This window comes from Streptomyces sp. NPDC030820, assembly GCF_055572075.1.
In genome coordinates this window covers 269,072-284,492 of sequence record NZ_JBVIEB010000009.1, presented here as the reverse complement: position 1 = coordinate 284,492, position 15,421 = coordinate 269,072, and the positions used below count along the sequence as shown (strand labels likewise).

15 protein-coding genes and 5 tRNA genes are annotated in these 15,421 nt (G+C 70.2%); 14 read left to right on the top strand and 6 right to left on the bottom strand.

Annotated features, from left to right (window positions below):
* Positions 1–2 precede the first annotated feature (2 nt).
* The gene (locus ACZ418_RS25850) at positions 3–3,824 is read right to left on the bottom strand and encodes a sensor histidine kinase (RefSeq protein WP_468367102.1); all 3,822 of its coding nucleotides are present in this window, start codon (positions 3,822–3,824) and stop codon (positions 3–5) included.
* A 574-nt stretch (positions 3,825–4,398) separates the two neighbouring features.
* On the opposite strand from ACZ418_RS25850, the gene ACZ418_RS25845 reads away from it, so the two are divergent.
* From ACZ418_RS25845 to gltX, 3 genes are all read left to right on the top strand, one after another.
* Positions 4,399–4,590 (top strand): hypothetical protein, encoded by a 192-nt coding sequence (locus ACZ418_RS25845; protein WP_468367099.1) that lies wholly within the window; start codon positions 4,399–4,401, stop codon positions 4,588–4,590.
* Positions 4,591–4,780: 190 nt separating this feature from the next.
* Entirely contained in the window at positions 4,781–5,566 is a 786-nt protein-coding gene (locus ACZ418_RS25840; protein ID WP_468367096.1) for a fumarylacetoacetate hydrolase family protein, read from the top strand.
* Positions 5,559–7,043 (top strand): glutamate--tRNA ligase, encoded by a 1,485-nt coding sequence (gene gltX, locus ACZ418_RS25835; protein WP_468367093.1) that lies wholly within the window; start codon positions 5,559–5,561, stop codon positions 7,041–7,043. The genes ACZ418_RS25840 and gltX overlap by 8 nt, the downstream gene beginning before the upstream one ends.
* Before the next feature lie 58 nt (positions 7,044–7,101).
* Here the strand turns inward: gltX and ACZ418_RS25830 are convergent, their stop codons facing one another.
* A complete protein-coding gene (locus ACZ418_RS25830; protein ID WP_468367090.1) occupies positions 7,102–7,296 on the bottom strand; it encodes a hypothetical protein in 195 nt (64 codons plus the stop codon).
* 131 nt (positions 7,297–7,427) lie between these two features.
* Between ACZ418_RS25830 and ACZ418_RS25825 the strand changes: the two genes are divergently transcribed.
* The 6 genes from ACZ418_RS25825 to ACZ418_RS25800 all read left to right on the top strand — a co-directional run bounded on the left by ACZ418_RS25825 (position 7,428) and on the right by ACZ418_RS25800 (position 8,710).
* The gene (locus ACZ418_RS25825; protein ID WP_468367088.1) at positions 7,428–8,159 is read left to right on the top strand and encodes an HAD family hydrolase; all 732 of its coding nucleotides are present in this window, start codon (positions 7,428–7,430) and stop codon (positions 8,157–8,159) included.
* Between the two features lie 90 nt (positions 8,160–8,249).
* Positions 8,250–8,321, top strand: a tRNA-Gln gene (locus tag ACZ418_RS25820).
* 21 nt (positions 8,322–8,342) lie between these two features.
* Positions 8,343–8,415: transfer RNA gene (locus tag ACZ418_RS25815), tRNA-Glu, on the top strand.
* Positions 8,416–8,444: 29 nt separating this feature from the next.
* A tRNA-Glu gene (locus ACZ418_RS25810) sits at positions 8,445–8,517 on the top strand.
* A 20-nt stretch (positions 8,518–8,537) separates the two neighbouring features.
* A tRNA-Gln gene (locus tag ACZ418_RS25805) sits at positions 8,538–8,609 on the top strand.
* A gap of 28 nt (positions 8,610–8,637) precedes the next feature.
* A tRNA-Glu gene (locus tag ACZ418_RS25800) sits at positions 8,638–8,710 on the top strand.
* Positions 8,711–8,761: 51 nt separating this feature from the next.
* Here ACZ418_RS25800 and ACZ418_RS25795 read toward each other — a convergent pair.
* Positions 8,762–9,406 (bottom strand): MerR family transcriptional regulator, encoded by a 645-nt coding sequence (locus ACZ418_RS25795; protein ID WP_468367085.1) that lies wholly within the window; start codon positions 9,404–9,406, stop codon positions 8,762–8,764.
* 80 nt (positions 9,407–9,486) lie between these two features.
* Between ACZ418_RS25795 and ACZ418_RS25790 the strand changes: the two genes are divergently transcribed.
* On the top strand, positions 9,487–9,996 hold the full coding sequence (locus ACZ418_RS25790; RefSeq protein WP_468367082.1) for a DUF4188 domain-containing protein: 510 nt from the start codon (positions 9,487–9,489) through the stop codon (positions 9,994–9,996).
* Positions 9,997–10,071: 75 nt separating this feature from the next.
* Here ACZ418_RS25790 and ndgR read toward each other — a convergent pair whose 3' ends face one another.
* Positions 10,072–10,788 carry an IclR family transcriptional regulator NdgR gene (ndgR, locus tag ACZ418_RS25785; protein ID WP_023546516.1) on the bottom strand — a complete coding sequence of 239 codons (717 nt, stop codon included), beginning with the start codon at positions 10,786–10,788 and terminating at the stop codon, positions 10,072–10,074.
* A gap of 208 nt (positions 10,789–10,996) precedes the next feature.
* Between ndgR and leuC the strand changes: the two genes are divergently transcribed.
* The 4 genes from leuC to ACZ418_RS25765 all read left to right on the top strand — a co-directional run bounded on the left by leuC (position 10,997) and on the right by ACZ418_RS25765 (position 14,300).
* Complete coding sequence (gene leuC, locus ACZ418_RS25780) at positions 10,997–12,421, top strand: 3-isopropylmalate dehydratase large subunit (RefSeq protein WP_468367079.1); 1,425 nt, start codon at positions 10,997–10,999, stop codon at positions 12,419–12,421.
* 6 nt (positions 12,422–12,427) lie between these two features.
* Positions 12,428–13,021: a 3-isopropylmalate dehydratase small subunit gene (leuD, locus tag ACZ418_RS25775; RefSeq protein ID WP_468367077.1), complete on the top strand. Its 594-nt coding sequence runs from the start codon at positions 12,428–12,430 to the stop codon at positions 13,019–13,021.
* Between the two features lie 264 nt (positions 13,022–13,285).
* Positions 13,286–13,516 carry an SCO5555 family protein gene (locus tag ACZ418_RS25770; RefSeq protein WP_468367074.1) on the top strand — a complete coding sequence of 77 codons (231 nt, stop codon included), beginning with the start codon at positions 13,286–13,288 and terminating at the stop codon, positions 13,514–13,516.
* Positions 13,517–13,652: 136 nt separating this feature from the next.
* A complete protein-coding gene (locus ACZ418_RS25765) occupies positions 13,653–14,300 on the top strand; it encodes an HU family DNA-binding protein (protein ID WP_468367071.1) in 648 nt (215 codons plus the stop codon).
* Positions 14,301–14,370: 70 nt separating this feature from the next.
* Here ACZ418_RS25765 and ACZ418_RS25760 read toward each other — a convergent pair whose 3' ends face one another.
* Entirely contained in the window at positions 14,371–14,574 is a 204-nt protein-coding gene (locus ACZ418_RS25760; protein ID WP_468367069.1) for a hypothetical protein, read from the bottom strand.
* Positions 14,575–14,719: 145 nt separating this feature from the next.
* Positions 14,720–15,358: a 2-phospho-L-lactate guanylyltransferase gene (cofC, locus tag ACZ418_RS25755; protein ID WP_468367066.1), complete on the bottom strand. Its 639-nt coding sequence runs from the start codon at positions 15,356–15,358 to the stop codon at positions 14,720–14,722.
* Between the last annotated feature and the right edge of the window lie 63 nt (positions 15,359–15,421).

The following is a 15,421-nucleotide window of genomic DNA, read 5'->3' as shown; positions in this document are numbered from 1 at the left end:
AACTAACGCTCCTGCTGGTGAGTGGGGCTCGGGTAGCTGCCGGTCTGGCCGCTGCCGGCCTGACGGCCCTGAGCGATGCCCCGACGGAGATTGGTCAGCCGGCCGCGTACGTCATCGGGCGCACGCGAGACCTGCGGACCGGCTTGGTGCTGTTGCTGCTGAGCCGTGCCCGGGACGAGGTTCGCCCGGGGCACCCGGCGCGGCAGGCCGGAGGTGGTGATACCGCCCGACGCGGGCTGCCGGACGCGTTCGGCCTGGCGGACGAACTCGTCGTTCGGCGAGGTGCGCCAGGAGCCGGTGGTGGAGCCGTTGCCGTTCGTGCCCGCGGGACGCTGCGGAGCCGGGGCGGGTGCCGGCTGCTGCGGCGCGGACTCCTGCTGCTGCGAACCGCCGTGGAACCAGTTGGTCTCCAGCGTGTCGTACAGCGGGGTACGGCCGTCGACCGGGCCGCTGGCCGGCGGCAGGGCCTCCGGCTCACGGTGCGCCGGACGCTGCTGCTGCGGGGTCTGCGGACGCGGGGCGCCGAAGTCGTCCCGGCCGGTCGGCTGCGGGCGCTCGAACTGACCGGTGTGGGCCGGGTTCTGGGGCCCGGGCAGGGCGTGCCGGCCGGTGGAGCTGCCGTCGTAGCCGCCGTCGAAGCCCTGCGGAGCCGCGAACTGGCCGGTGTTCCGGCCCGAGTTCAGCGTGGGGTCGTCCTGCTGCGGCGCCGGCGTGCCGAAGATGTCGGAGCGGACGAACTGGCCGGTGCCCTGCTGGTCGCCGGGGCGGTCGAACCGGCCGGGCGCCTGCGCGGCGTCGGGGCGGGTGAACTGGCCGGTCTGCTGCGGGCTGTCGGGACGCGTGAACTGGCCGGTCCGGTGCGGGTTTTCGGGGCGGGTGAACTGGCCGGTCTGCTGCGGGCTGTCCGGGCGCGGGAACTGGCCGGTGTTCTGGGGTCCGCCCAGGCCGAGCTCGGGGCGCGGGAACTCGCCCGTGGCGGCGGGGCCCTGCGCGTCGATCCGGGGTATCTCCGCGGTCGAGCCCGGACCCTGCCGGTCGTCGACGCGCGGCATGCGCGCGGTGTGCGCCGGGTCCTGCTCGTCGTGGCCGCGCGGGGCGTCCAGCGAGGCACGCGACAGCGGGGCCTGGGTGTCGCCCCAGTCCGGGGTGCGCGGCTGCTGGTCACCGCCGGGCAGCTCGGCCCGCGGGCCGCCGCGCGGCGGCAGCTGGGGCTGGCGGCCCTGGTCGGAGCCGGGGCCGGGCCGCTGCTGGCCACGGCCGCCGAAGGCGTCACTGCCGAAGGCGTCCTGCTGCGGGGCGCCGGGCGCCTGACCGCCGAAGCCACCCGCACCCGCGGGCACCGGCCGGCCCTGCGGGCCGGCGAGACCGGGACCGCCGGGGCTGCCCTGGGGACCGCGGGCACCGGGACGGCCGCCCTGGCCGGTGCCGGGCAGCGCGGCCCGGGGACCCTGGCCGGCGCCGACCTGGCCGCGCGGAGCGGAACCCGCACCGAGCAGACCGCCACCGGCGGGGGCGCCGCCGAGGGCACCGCCGCCCGCGTTGCCCGCCTGGCGCCGGGCCGCGGCCGCACCGGCTGCGGCCTGCGCGGCGGCGGGGCCACCGGTCGCGCCGGGCGCGCCCGGCTTGCCCGGAGCGGGCTTCTTGCCGCCCTGGGCCACGTCCACGGGCAGCATGACCAGCGCGGTCGTACCACCGGAGTCGGAGGGGCGCAGCTGGATGCGGATGCCGTGGCGCTGGGACAGTCGACCGACCACGAACAGACCCATGCGGCGGGACACCGAGACGTCCACGGTGGGCGGCGAGGCGAGCCGCTCGTTGATCGCCGCGAGGTCCTCCGGGGACAGGCCGATACCGGTGTCGTGGATCTCGATCAGGACGCGGCCGTCGGGCAGCGCGTGACCGGTGACCTTGACCTTGGTCTGCGGCGAGGAGAACGAGGTGGCGTTCTCCAGCAGCTCGGCGAGCAGGTGCACGAGGTCGTTGACCACGCGGCCGGCGACCTCGGTGGTCGGCACCGAGGCCAGCTCGATGCGCTCGTACTGCTCCACCTCGGACGCGGCGGCGCGGAGCACGTCGACCAGCGGGACCGGGCGGGTCCAGCGGCGGCCGGGCTCCTCACCGGCGAGGACGAGGAGGTTCTCACCGTTACGGCGCATACGCGTCGCGAGGTGGTCGAGCTTGAACAGCGAGGACAGCTGGTCCGGGTCGGCCTCGCGGGACTCCAGTTCGGAGATCAGCGACAGCTGGCGCTGGATCAGACCCTGGGAGCGGCGCGAGAGGTTGGTGAACATCGCGTTGACGTTGCCCCGCAGCAGGGCCTGCTCGGCGGCGAGGCGGACCGCCTCGCGGTGCACGTCGTCGAAGGCCGCGGCCACCTGGCCGATCTCGTCCCGGGAGTGCACACCGACCGACTCCACGGAGGTGTCGACATCCTGCGGGTCGGACTCCGACAGCTGCTTGACCAGCTCGGGCAGGCGGTCCTGGGCGACCTTGGTCGCGGTCTCCTGCAGCCGGCGCAGCGAGCGGATCATGGAGCGGGCCACGACGAACGCGCCGACCAGCGACACACCGAGCACGAGGAGGATCAGCGCACCGGAGATGATGGCGTCACGCTGGGTGGCGCTCTTCAGCTCGCGGGCCTTCTGCTCCATCTCCTCGAGCAGCGTGTGCTCGATCTTCTTCATCTGCTCGATCTTGGTCGAGCTGTCGTCCACCCAGTCCTTGTACGAGCGGGCGTTCACGCTCTGGAGGCCGTCGGGGGAGTCGAAGACGCGCTTGGCGTAGGTGTCCGCGGACTCGATCGTCGGGTTGCCCTCGTCGATCGGCTTGAGGAGTTCCTCGGCGTTGTTGTTCGCGTAGATCTTCCGGAAGATCGAGATCTCGGAGTTCTCGCTCTGGTACGCCGACTGGCCGTAGAGGCGGTCGTTCGTCGAGAGGTCGCCCTTGGTCGACGTGGTCGCCGGCAGTGCGGCGGCGATCGTGGCGCGCTGTACGGAGGCGTACTCCTTGGCGGTGGAGAAGGCCGCCAGGGCGCGGGTGCGCGAGATCATCTCCGGGTTGCTGGACGCCTGGGCCATGTCCTGGGACAGGTCGATCAGCTGGGTGATCAGCCGGTGGTAGGACTCGATCGTCTGGGTCGAGTTGCCCTTCGACCCGTAGGCGCCCTTGCGGATCTTGGCCAGCTGGTCGAGCTGGTTGAAGATGCCGACGAGGTTGTCGCGAACGCCCTGGAGGTTGCCGTTCTTGCTGGCGGCGTCGATCTCCTGGGTGGAGTTCTCGAAGTTCGTCAGGGCTCGGTCGGTCTTGTCCCGGTAGCCCTTGACCGTGTAGTCGCCCGCGTTCAGGCCGTGCGCCAGGGGACCGGCGGACTGGTCGCGCTCGTCCTGGAGCGCCTGGGCCAGCTCGGTCGCCTGCTTGGTCATGTCCGTCAGCAGCTTCATGTTGTCGAGCTGCTGGATGTCGGTGATGTTCTGGTCGATGCGCAGCGCGCCCAGCGAGGTCGCCGCGACCACGGGCAGCGCGAGCAGCGAGACCAGGCGCGTGGAGATGCGCCAGTTGCGCAGGGCCATGCGGGAGCCGGGGCCGGTGGCGCCCTGGGCGGGCTTGATGGCCGGCGCGGGCGCCGTACCGGAGTTGCCGGTCCCGGTGGCGGTCGACGTGGCCGACACGCCGGGGCGTCCGCCCCGCTCACCACCGTCCGCGGACGGGGCCGGGCCCGGGTTCTGGGCGTGCTGGGGCGAGGAGCTGCCCTTCATGGGGCCAGTCCTGTCGTGCGACTCCGGCTCCGCCGAAGCGCTGCCATCCCTCTTGAAACGTCCCTGCACTAGCGTCGCAACCTCTGGACCAGGCGCCCCTCCGCGCGAACGGAGGGACACGGTGTCGGCGTTCTGGGAAGCGCCCTGAATACGCCCCCCGAGTGGTCTTGAGTGACCGGCGCTGGTTCCCCCCTGTCTCACCCGCCACTCGGCGCTCCTTCGCGCCCCCTGTGCGCCGGCTCGATCCCCGCAGCGGTCCGTGGAATTCCAGCACAGTGCCGGATCTCCAACAAGAGCCGTGTCCCTAGCTGTGACCTCCGTGACGGGCTGTGAGTGCCGCGTCACCAACAGTGGAAGCTTATCTGGGGCATATCGGGCGTATCTCTGCGAGTCGTGGCCCGGTGGCAGGTGTCTGAGTCGCCATGATCAGGAGCGGAATGATGGCTTCAGGGGGTCAATGTCCGTTTCATCAGGTCGCGTTGGCCATGAGATTTGACCGAATTGTCTGCGAGGTCGTGAGCAAACTCACACGCGCCTCGCGGCCAGTTGGCGCCGTCGGCGGGGAATCGGATGTTTAGCCTGACGCTTTACAAGAGGGACGACTCTGCCAACCCACCCGACCAGAGGGCACAGGATCACAACGGTGAAGACGACGATGATGTTCCACAAGATCGCCAACCCGCGACGCACCACCCTGGCGCATCTGAAGGACGCCGGCGAACTGCAGATCCCCGAGCAGCCGGAGCACTCCCTCGAACTTCCCGTCCAGACGGCCAACCCTCGGCGCACGGTGCTGGTGGACGTCCCGGCCGGCGCGACGGCGACCGCAGAGTAGCCGAGGGGCGCCTCGGCGATCACCCCGAACACACCGGCGGCCGCGCTCCCGCGGCCGCCGGCGCACCGTACGGCCCGCGCGGGACGCCCCGCGACAGGGCCGTACCGCTTTTCCGGCCGGGCTCCGGCGGTCCCACCGGTTAACCTGGGGCGTCAGTACGCCGGTTCTCAGTAAGGGGCGCAAGGATCCCGTGCGCATCGCCAGGTTCTCCATCGACGGGAACGTAGCCTTCGGCGCGGTCGAGGGCGACAAGCAGGACGAACTCGTCCTTGACATCATCAAGGGCATCCCGTTCGCGGACCACGAGCTGTCCGGTACGAAGGTGCCGCTGAGCAAGGTCAGGCTGCTCCCGCCGGTACTCCCCAACAAGGTCGTGGCCTTCGGCCGCAACTACAGCGAGCACGCGCGCGAGCTGGGCAACGAGGTGCCGGACGTCCCCTTCGCCTTCTTCAAGCCGTCCACCTCGGTGATCGGCTCCGGCGACGACATCCAGTACCCCTCCTTCTCCGAGGAACTGCACCACGAGGCCGAGCTTGCCGTCGTCATCGGCCGGATGTGCCGCGAGGTGCCGCGCGACCGCGTCAAGGACGTGATCTTCGGCTACACCTGCGCCAACGACGTCACCGCCCGCGACGTGCAGCGCCGCGAGAAGCAGTGGGCCCGGGCCAAGGGCTTCGACACCTCCTGCCCGCTCGGCCCCTGGGTGGAGACCGACCTGGACCTCGCCCGCGCGAACGACCTCACCATCCAGCTCACCGTCAACGGCGAACAGCGCCAGCTGGGCCGTACGAGCGAGATGATCCACCCCATCGAGGACCTGGTCGTCAACATCTCCGAGGCCATGACCCTGCTCCCCGGCGACGTCATCCTCACCGGCACCCCCGCGGGGGTCGGCCCCCTGAACGTCGGCGACGAGGTCGCCGTCTCCATCGAAGGCATCGGCACTCTCACCAACAAGGTTGTCAAGCGTGGCTAGCGCACCCGGCTCACCCGTACGCGTCCGTTTCTGTCCCTCGCCCACCGGTAACCCGCATGTGGGCCTGGTCCGCACCGCCCTGTTCAACTGGGCGTTCGCCCGGCACCACCAGGGCACCCTGGTCTTCCGCATCGAGGACACCGACGCCGCCCGCGACTCCGAGGAGTCGTACCACCAGCTGCTCGACGCGATGCGCTGGCTCGGTTTCGACTGGGACGAGGGCCCCGAGGTCGGCGGCCCGCACGCGCCGTACCGCCAGTCGCAGCGCATGGACATCTACGCCGACGTCGCCCGGAAGCTGCTGGACGGCGGCTACGCCTACCACTGCTACTGCTCCCAGGAGGAGCTGGACACCCGCCGCGAGGCGGCTCGCGCCGCCGGAAAGCCCTCCGGCTACGACGGCCACTGCCGCGACCTGACCGAGGCGCAGGTGGAGGAGTACAAGGCCCAGGGCCGTACGCCCATCGTCCGCTTCCGGATGCCGGACGAGACGATCACCTTCACCGACCTGGTCCGCGGCGAGCTGACCTTCACCCCGGAGAACGTGCCGGACTACGGCATCGTCCGCGCGAACGGCGCCCCGCTGTACACGCTGGTGAACCCGGTCGACGACGCCCTGATGGAGATCACCCACGTCCTGCGCGGCGAGGACCTGCTCTCCTCCACCCCTCGCCAGATCGCCCTCTACAAGGCGCTGACGGAGCTGGGCATCGCCAAGCAGACCCCGCAGTTCGGCCACCTGCCGTACGTGATGGGCGAGGGCAACAAGAAGCTCTCCAAGCGCGACCCGCAGTCGTCCCTGAACCTCTACCGCGAGCGGGGCTTCCTGCCCGAGGGCCTGCTCAACTACCTGTCCCTGCTGGGCTGGTCGCTCTCCGCGGACCAGGACATCTTCACGATCGCCGAGATGGTCGCCGCCTTCGACATCTCCGATGTGAACCCCAACCCGGCGCGCTTCGACCTGAAGAAGTGCGAGGCGATCAACGGCGACCACATCCGCATGCTGGATGTGAAGGAGTTCACCGAGCGCTGCCGCCCGTGGCTGAAGGCCCCGTTCGCCCCCTGGGCGCCCGAGAACTTCGACGAGGCCAAGTGGCAGGCGATCGCCCCGCACGCCCAGACCCGCCTGAAGGTGCTGTCGGAGATCACCGACAACGTCGACTTCCTCTTCCTGCCGGAGCCGGTCCAGGACGAGGCTTCGTGGACCAAGGCGATGAAGGAGGGCAGCGACGCCCTGCTCCGCACGGCCCGGGAGAAGCTGCAGTCGGCCGACTGGACCTCCCCCGAGTCCCTGAAGGAGGCCGTCCTGGCCGCCGGCGAGGTGTACGGCCTCAAGCTCGGCAAGGCCCAGGCCCCGGTCCGCGTCGCCGTCACCGGCCGCACCGTCGGCCTGCCGCTCTTCGAGTCCCTGGAGGTCCTGGGCCGGGAGAAGACGCTGGCCCGGATCGACGCGGCGCTGGTGAAGCTGAGCGCGTAGCCGACCCACGCAAGAGGGGCGGCACCCGGAACTCCGGGTGCCGCCCCTCACGCGTGGGTCACGGTTCGTCGGCTTCGTCGATCAGGTAGGCGCTCTCGTCGAAGACCTCCAGCACGACGACGACCATGATCGCGCCGGCCACCATGTACTCCAGCTTGAGACCAGGGGCGACGTACGCCCTGCGCAGGTGCTCGTCCGGTCCCAGCGGTGCGGTCGAGGTCTTCCGGAACGGGTCTCGGGCCAGTATGCGCACGGCCTTGTCCAGCTGGGCCCGGCGCTCCGCGGGCAGGGCGTCGTACGTGGCGCGGGCCTCGACGGTGAACTGGACGCGCTACTCGCTCATCCGGCCCAGTCTGCCAGCCGTTCGGCGGTACCGTCGGTGTCATGACGATCAGAGCCGTGGTCTGGGACGTGGACGACACCCTGTTCGACTACACGAGCGCCGACCGTGAGGGCATGCGGGCGCATCTGGCGGCGGAAGGGCTGCTCGCCGGGTACGACGGCCCCGAGCAGCCCCTCGCCCGGTGGCGGGAGATCACCGACCGGCAGTGGGCGCGGTTCTCGGCGGGGGAGGCCACCTTCGAGGGGCAGCGGCGCGACCGCGTACGGATCTTCCTGGACGTGGACCTGACCGACGACGAGGCCGACGCCTGGTTCCAGCGGTACATCGGGCACTACGAGTCCGCCTGGAGCCTCTTCCCGGACGTCCTGCCCGCCCTGGAGGCCCTCTCCGCCAGCCACCGGCACGCGGTGCTGTCCAACTCCAGCCTCACGGTCCAGGAGCACAAGCTGCGCACCCTCGGCCTCCTCGACCGCTTCGAGGTCGTGCTGTGCGCCGCCGAGCTGGGCGTCTCCAAGCCGGAGGCCGGCGCCTTCCTGGCGGCCTGCGAGGCGCTGGGGCTGCCTCCGCAGGAGGTGGCGTACGTCGGCGACCACCCGGAGATCGACGGGCGGGGCGCCGCCGAGGCCGGGCTGCTGTCCGTGTGGATCGATCGCGGAACGGGTTCCGCACCGGCCGCCGGGGAGGCCGTCTGCCGTCGGATCTCGACCCTCGCCGAACTCCCCGCGCTCGTCCGCGCGGATACCCGTTTTGGAGCCCCGTCCACCTTCAGGTAATGTTCTTCCTGCGCCGAGGGGAGCAGGCCGGAAGGCCGGAGCCCCGAGGAGCAAGCTAGAACGAGAACCCCGCAGGGGCTTGAGTTCCAGTGGCCTATGGTGTAATTGGCAGCACGACTGATTCTGGTTCAGTTAGTCTTGGTTCGAGTCCAGGTAGGCCAGCTCGCAGAGCTTATCTGCAAAGCCCCCGTTGTGTAGCGGCCTAGCACGCTGCCCTCTCAAGGCAGTAGCGCCGGTTCGAATCCGGTCGGGGGTACTGATCCTGATCCTGTCGGGATCGCTAGGGCCCCCGTTGTGTAGCGGCCTAGCACGCCGCCCTCTCAAGGCGGTAGCGCCGGTTCGAATCCGGTCGGGGGTACGACTGGTCTAAACCATCATTGGTCTATGGTGTAATTGGCAGCACGACTGATTCTGGTTCAGTTAGTCTTGGTTCGAGTCCAGGTAGACCAGCTCGGACCTGCGGAAACGCAGAGTCCACGCCCCCGTTGTGTAGCGGCCTAGCACGCCGCCCTCTCAAGGCGGTAGCGCCGGTTCGAATCCGGTCGGGGGTACGCACAGGGAAGGCCCTCCACTTCGGTGGGGGGCCTTCGTCGTGTCCGGCTCTACTCGAAGCCGTACCGCCGGCCCGACTCCTCCTCCTGGGCCAGTCGGCGCAGCGCCTGCAGCATCGGCTCGGTCAGCACCGCGCCGAGCACCGCCGTCTCCACCTTCTCCGCCTCCGACGGGTGCGTCTCCACGAAGTCCAGGTCGAGTTTGGCCACCTCGTGTATCAACTTGGCGTAGGACGCGAGCAGTTCGAACCCCCAGTCGTAACCGAGCCGGCGGAACGCGGCCACCGCCACCACCAGGGAGCGGTACGCGGGGGAGATGGTCGTGAGCCGCTTGGCGTTCTCCCAGCCGAGCCGGTCCAGCAGTGCCGTGACCTCCTGGTGCGCGGCCTGGACGTACGCGTCGTCCTCGTCCGGCTCCGGCACCTGCGGCAGTGCCCACAGCGCCGCGCCCAGGCGCAGCGAGCGGCCCAGGGAGTCGTCGTCCACGTGCCCGAGCACCTCGCGCACGTTCGCCACCGGCACCCGGCCCACCTGGATCATCGCGCGCACCAGCCGCAGTCGGCGCAGGTGCTCCTCGCCGTACTCGGCCGTGGTCGTGTTGAGCTGGCGGCCCGGCGGCAACAAGCCCTCGCGCAGGTAGTACTTGATCGTCGCGGTGGACACACCGCTGCGTCTGCTCAGTTCGGCGAGCCGCATGTCTTGCGCTCCTTCTTGGATAACGGCACTATCCAAGCATCGGCGCTTGGATAGCGCCGCTCACCAATGAGGGGGAAGCCATGGTGTCCCGTACGACAGCCGACGCGAAGGGCGAGGTCGTCGTCCTGCTGATCGGCATGCGGATCAACCGCTTCTGGGCGGTGCGGCTGTGGCTGCCGGTGATGCTGGCGATGTTCCGCATGCTGCGGGAGCTGGAGAAGGACCCCGCGCGGGGCCTGCGCAGCCGTGTCCTGCTGACGGCTTCGCCCCGCACGTACTACGTCGTGCAGTACTGGGAGTCCAAGGAGAAGCTGTACGCCTACGCGACCGCGCCGGACGCGTTCCACCACCGGGCGTGGGCCACGCTCAACCGCAAGGAGCGCAGCGGAAGGCTGCGCGGGCAGGTCGGCATCTGGCACGAGACGTATGTCGTGCCGGAGGGCTCGTACGAGGCGATCTACGGGGACATGCCGGCGTTCGGCCTCGCGGCCGCGTACGGGCAGATCCCGCTGGAGAAGCGGGGCCGGTACGCCAAGGACCGGTTCGCTCACCGGTCGCAGCAGGCGCCGGTGGCCGACAGGGCCGGCTGACCGGGGGATCGGGGGAGCGAGGAGGGCCTGCCGCGGCGTTGAGGCAGGCCCTCCTCGGTGTTCCCGGATCCGGGCTCAGCCCGAGCGGCGCAGGGCCTCGGAGAGGCGGGCGGCGGCGTCGATGACCGCCTGGGCGTGCATCCGGCCGGGATGGCGGGTCAAGCGCTCGATCGGGCCGGAGACGGACACCGCGGCCACCACGCGGTTGGAGGGGCCGCGCACCGGCGCGGAGACGGACGCGACGCCCGGCTCGCGCTCGCCGATGGACTGGGCCCAGCCGCGCCGCCGTACGCCCGACAGGGCCGTCGCCGTGAAGCGCGCGCCCTGCAGACCGCGGTGCAGGCGCTCGGGCTCCTCCCAGGCGAGCAGGATCTGCGCCGAGGAGCCGGCCTTCATCGTGAGCGTGGAACCGACCGGGACGGTGTCCCGAAGGCCGGACAGGCGTTCCGCCGCGGCCACACAGATCCGCATGTCACCTTGGCGACGGTAGAGCTGTGCACTCTCGCCGGTGACATCGCGGAGGTGGGTGAGCACGGGGCCCGCCGTCGCGAGCAGGCGGTCCTCGCCGGCCGCCGCCGCCAGTTCCGCGAGACGCGGGCCGAGAATGAAACGGCCCTGCATGTCGCGTGCCACCATGCGGTGGTGTTCCAAGGCCACGGCCAGGCGGTGAGCCGTGGGTCGTGCCAGTCCGGTCGCGCCGACCAGACCCGCGAGGGTGGCCGGACCGGACTCCAGAGCGCTCAGGACGAGGGCCGCCTTGTCCAGAACGCCGACGCCGCTACTGTTGTCCATGCAACGATACTCGCGTCTCACTCTGTGAAACGCAAGTTCAATTTTCCGTGGAACGCGCCACTCTGGAATCACACAGCGGCCCGCAGACCAACGGGCCCGGCGGTGGACGCCCGGAATCACGACTTCATGGGGCCCGCACACGGGCAGCCACCGCATCCCCAAGATCTCTAGTTGGGCCGGTGCACGCTTGCCGGCCGGAGGGAAAGCGATGGGTAGGACACTCGCGGAGAAGGTCTGGGACGACCACGTCGTCCGGCGCGCCGAGGGCGAGCCCGACCTCCTCTTCATCGATCTGCACCTGCTGCACGAGGTGACCAGCCCGCAGGCCTTCGACGGGCTGCGCAAGAACGGCCGCCAGGTGCGCCGACTCGACCTCACCATCGCCACCGAGGACCACAACACCCCGACCCTCGACATCGACAAGCCCATCGCCGACCCGGTCTCCCGCGCCCAGCTGGAGACGCTGCGCAAGAACTGCGCCGAGTTCGGGGTGCGGCTGCACCCGCTGGGCGACGTCGAGCAGGGCGTCGTGCACGTCGTGGGCCCGCAGCTGGGGCTGACCCAGCCGGGCACGACCGTGGTCTGCGGTGACTCCCACACCTCCACGCACGGCGCGTTCGGCGCCCTGGCGTTCGGCATCGGCACCTCCCAGGTCGAGCACGTGCTGGCCACCCAGACGCTGCCCCTGGCCCGCCCCAAGACCATGGCCATCACCGTCGAGGGCGAGCTGCCCGAGGGTGTCACCGCCAAGGACCTGATCCTGGCGATCATCGCGAAGATCGGTACAGGTGGCGGACAGGGCTACATCCTGGAGTACCGCGGCTCCGCCATCGAGAAGCTCTCGATGGAGGCCCGGATGACCATCTGCAACATGTCGATCGAGGCCGGCGCCCGCGCGGGCATGATCGCCCCCGACGAGACCACCTTCGAGTACCTCAAGGGCCGTCCGCACGCGCCCGAGGGGGCCGACTGGGACGCCGCGGTCGAGTACTGGAAGACCCTGAAGACGGACGAGGACGCGGTCTTCGACGCCGAGGTCGTCATCAACGCCGACGAGCTGTCGCCGTTCGTCACCTGGGGCACCAACCCCGGCCAGGGCGCGCCGCTTTCGGCGTCCGTCCCCGACCCGGCTTCGTACGAAGACGCTTCGGAGCGCCTCGCCGCCGAAAAGGCCCTGGAGTACATGGGGTTGGAGGCCGGCCAGCCGCTGCGCTCCATCGAGGTGGACACCGTCTTCGTAGGCTCCTGCACCAACGGCCGTATCGAGGACCTGCGCGCCGCCGCGGACCTGCTGCGGGGCCGCAAAGTCGCCGACGGCGTACGGATGCTGGTCGTCCCGGGCTCCGCGCGCGTGGGTCTGCAGGCCGTCTCCGAGGGCCTGGACGTGGTCTTCAAGGAGGCCGGCGCCGAATGGCGGCACGCGGGCTGCTCGATGTGCCTCGGCATGAACCCCGACCAGCTGGCCCCGGGCGAGCGCTCCGCCTCCACCTCCAACCGCAACTTCGAGGGCCGGCAGGGCAAGGGCGGCCGTACGCACCTGGTGTCGCCGCAGGTGGCGGCCGCGACCGCCGTCCTGGGCCACCTGGCCTCGCCCGCCGACCTGTCCGACACCTCTGTGCCCGCTGGAGTCTGATCAGTCATGGAAGCCTTCACCACCCACACCGGCCGGGCCGTCCCGCTGCGCCGCAGCAACGTCGACACCGACCAGATCATCCCTGCTCACTGGCTCAAGAAGGTCACCCGGGACGGGTTCGAGGACGGGCTGTTCGAGGCCTGGCGCAAGGACCCCGAGTTCATCCTCAACCGCCCCGAGCGGCAGGGCGCGACCGTGCTGGTCGCCGGCCCCGACTTCGGCACCGGCTCCTCCCGCGAGCACGCCGTCTGGGCGCTGCAGAACTACGGCTTCAAGGCCGTGATCTCCTCCCGCTTCGCGGACATCTTCCGGGGCAACTCGCTGAAGAACGGCCTGCTCACGGTCGTCCTGGACCAGAAGATCGTGGACGCGCTGTGGGAACTCACGGAACAGGACCCCACTGCTGAGGTCACTGTGGACCTTGAGGCTCGTGAGGTTCGTGCGGAGGGCATCACCGCCTCCTTCGAGCTGGACGAGAACTCCCGCTGGCGGCTGCTGAACGGCCTGGACGACATCTCCATCACGCTGCGGAACGAGGCCGACATCGCCGCGTACGAGGCCAAGCGGCCGTCGTACAAGCCGCGGACGCTCCAGGTCTGATCCAACCCCCGAGTGGGGCGCGTTTCGGCCACCCCAACACCCCGTCTGTACCCCCGATCGCCACGATTGGGGGTACAGCCATGTCTGCACCCGAACGGCCCCGTGAGCTTCTCGCTCCATGCTCAACTTGCCACGTTACGAAGGTCGTTCGCGGGGTACGTGAGTGCTGGGACCGCGCCCTCCGCAAGTGCCTGGAAGGCCATTCGAGGCGGCAGTTGCCCCCCTGCGCAGGCGACAACTCGCCCCAGATGGCACAATCTGTGCATGGAACACGACGGCCAACTCCAGCTCTATACGGCGGTCGCGAACCAACTCAAGGAAGCGCACGCAAGGGTGCGCGCACTGCAAGTCCCGGAGGGCGTACGGATGGCGCTGACCCGGAAGCTGCTGGTCATTACGGCCGCGGCCAAGCACGATCTTGCCGCTGCGGCAAGGCGGCTCGAGCGGTTCAACGCGGACCTCGACGAGGGTCGGATCCCCGGCGAGGACCACTGAACAGCCCGAGACCACCGAGCCTGTTGCGGCACAAGGGTGATTAGCCCGTTTCGTGTTTGATTTGCGGTATATATCTGCCTAACGTGCGAAAAAGCTTGAACACTTTCGTTCTGGCGATGTCTCCGAAGGGGAAGACGTGAACAAGGCGCAGCTCGTAGAAGCGATTGCCGACAAGGTGGGTGGCCGCCAGCAGGCCGCCGACGCTGTCGATCATGTCCTGGACGCCATCGTCCGCGCGGTCGTCGCGGGCGAGCGGGTCTCGGTCACCGGCTTCGGGTCCTTCGAGAAGGTGGACCGCCCCGCCCGTTACGCCCGCAACCCTCAGACCGGCGAGCGGGTTCGGGTCAAGAAGACCTCCGTGCCGCGCTTCCGCGCCGGTCAGGGCTTCAAGGACCTGGTGAGCGGCTCGAAGAAGCTGCCGCGCGGTGGCGAGGTCTCGGTCAAGAAGGCGCCGAAGGGCAGCCTGACCGGCGGCGCCGCGGCGACGGTCAAGAAGGCCGCCGCGAAGAAGACCACCAAGGCGGCCGCGAAGAAGGTCACGGCCAAGAAGGCGGCGCCGGCGAAGAAGGCGGCCGCCGCGAAGAAGACCACGGCGAAGAAGGCGCCCGCCAAGAAGACCACGGCGGCCGCCAAGACCACCGCCGCGAAGAAGACCACCGCCAAGAAGGCGACGGCCAAGAAGGCCCCGGCGAAGAAGGTCACCGCGAAGAAGGCCCCGGCCAAGAAGTCGACGGCCCGCAAGACCACCGCCAAGAAGGCCACCGCCCGCAAGACGACGTCGTAAGGACGCCAGGCACTCACGCGCCGGGCCGGACTCCCCTGGGGAGCCCGGCCCGCGGCGTGTGTAAGGGGATTTACAGGGTTTGAAGGGTTACGAGGGTGATGCGCAGCGCGTCGCCCTGCCCCTCGGTCTCGATCCGCACCCGCTGCCCGGGGCGCAGCAGCAGCAGGCCACCCGCGTCGAACGCGGCGGCGTCGAACGGCACCGGGGTGCCGTTGTCGAGGAGCACCTGTCCGCTGCGGGTTTCGGGGTCGTACGTGTACGCGGTGGCCTGCATGACGGCCAGCCTAGTGTTCGCCGTTGCGGGATGCGCCGTGGGGCTGCGGCCGTCTGCGGAGTGCGGGCGCGTTGTGGCTGATCGCGCCGACGCGGCGGAGCCGCACGTCGAATACAGCCCCGTGCCCCTTCCGGGGCGCGGCACCTCAGGACCCCGGGATCAGCAACCCCGCCGAAACCGCAGCCGTATACGGCCCCACCCCCAGCGCCAGCGCCGCCCGCAGATCGTCCCCGGTGTCCACGTCCTGCCGTACCGAATCCACCCCGGCCAGCTGGATTTCCGCCGCCCCGGAAGCCCGATGACGGGAACGGGAATCAATGCCGAACTCCGGCTGCAATTCACCGTCGGGCCCCGCGGCCAGCAACGTCGTGCCCAGTGCGGCCGCATCCGCGAGAAACGCCCGGGAAAACTCCGCCGCCGCGTCCAGGACAACGGCCAGTTCCGCCGGGCGCAACGCGGGCAGGTCGGCGTTCAGGGCCGCAAGCGGTGTGCGCGGGCGCATGTCCCGTACGACGGTCGCGCCGTGCGCCAGTGCAGCGTTCAGGCCGCTCGCCGGCGTGTCCGGGACGATCCGCGCGCCGAGCGCGGCCAGCTCGCGCGCCGCCCGCTCGTCGTCCGTGACGACCGCCACATCCGCCACGGCCGTACAGGACAGCGCCGCGACCACCGTGTCCTGCGCGAACGCGAGCGCCAGCCCCGGGCGCACCCCGTCGCCCGCGGTGTCCGAGAGCCTGCTCTTGGCCTGCGACAGGGGCTTCAGGGGGATGACCAAGGTCCACTGCACCGGCGTACCGTCCCTCTCTAGTCACGATCATTGTCCCCGCGCCATCTGGCGCCGTCGGTGGCG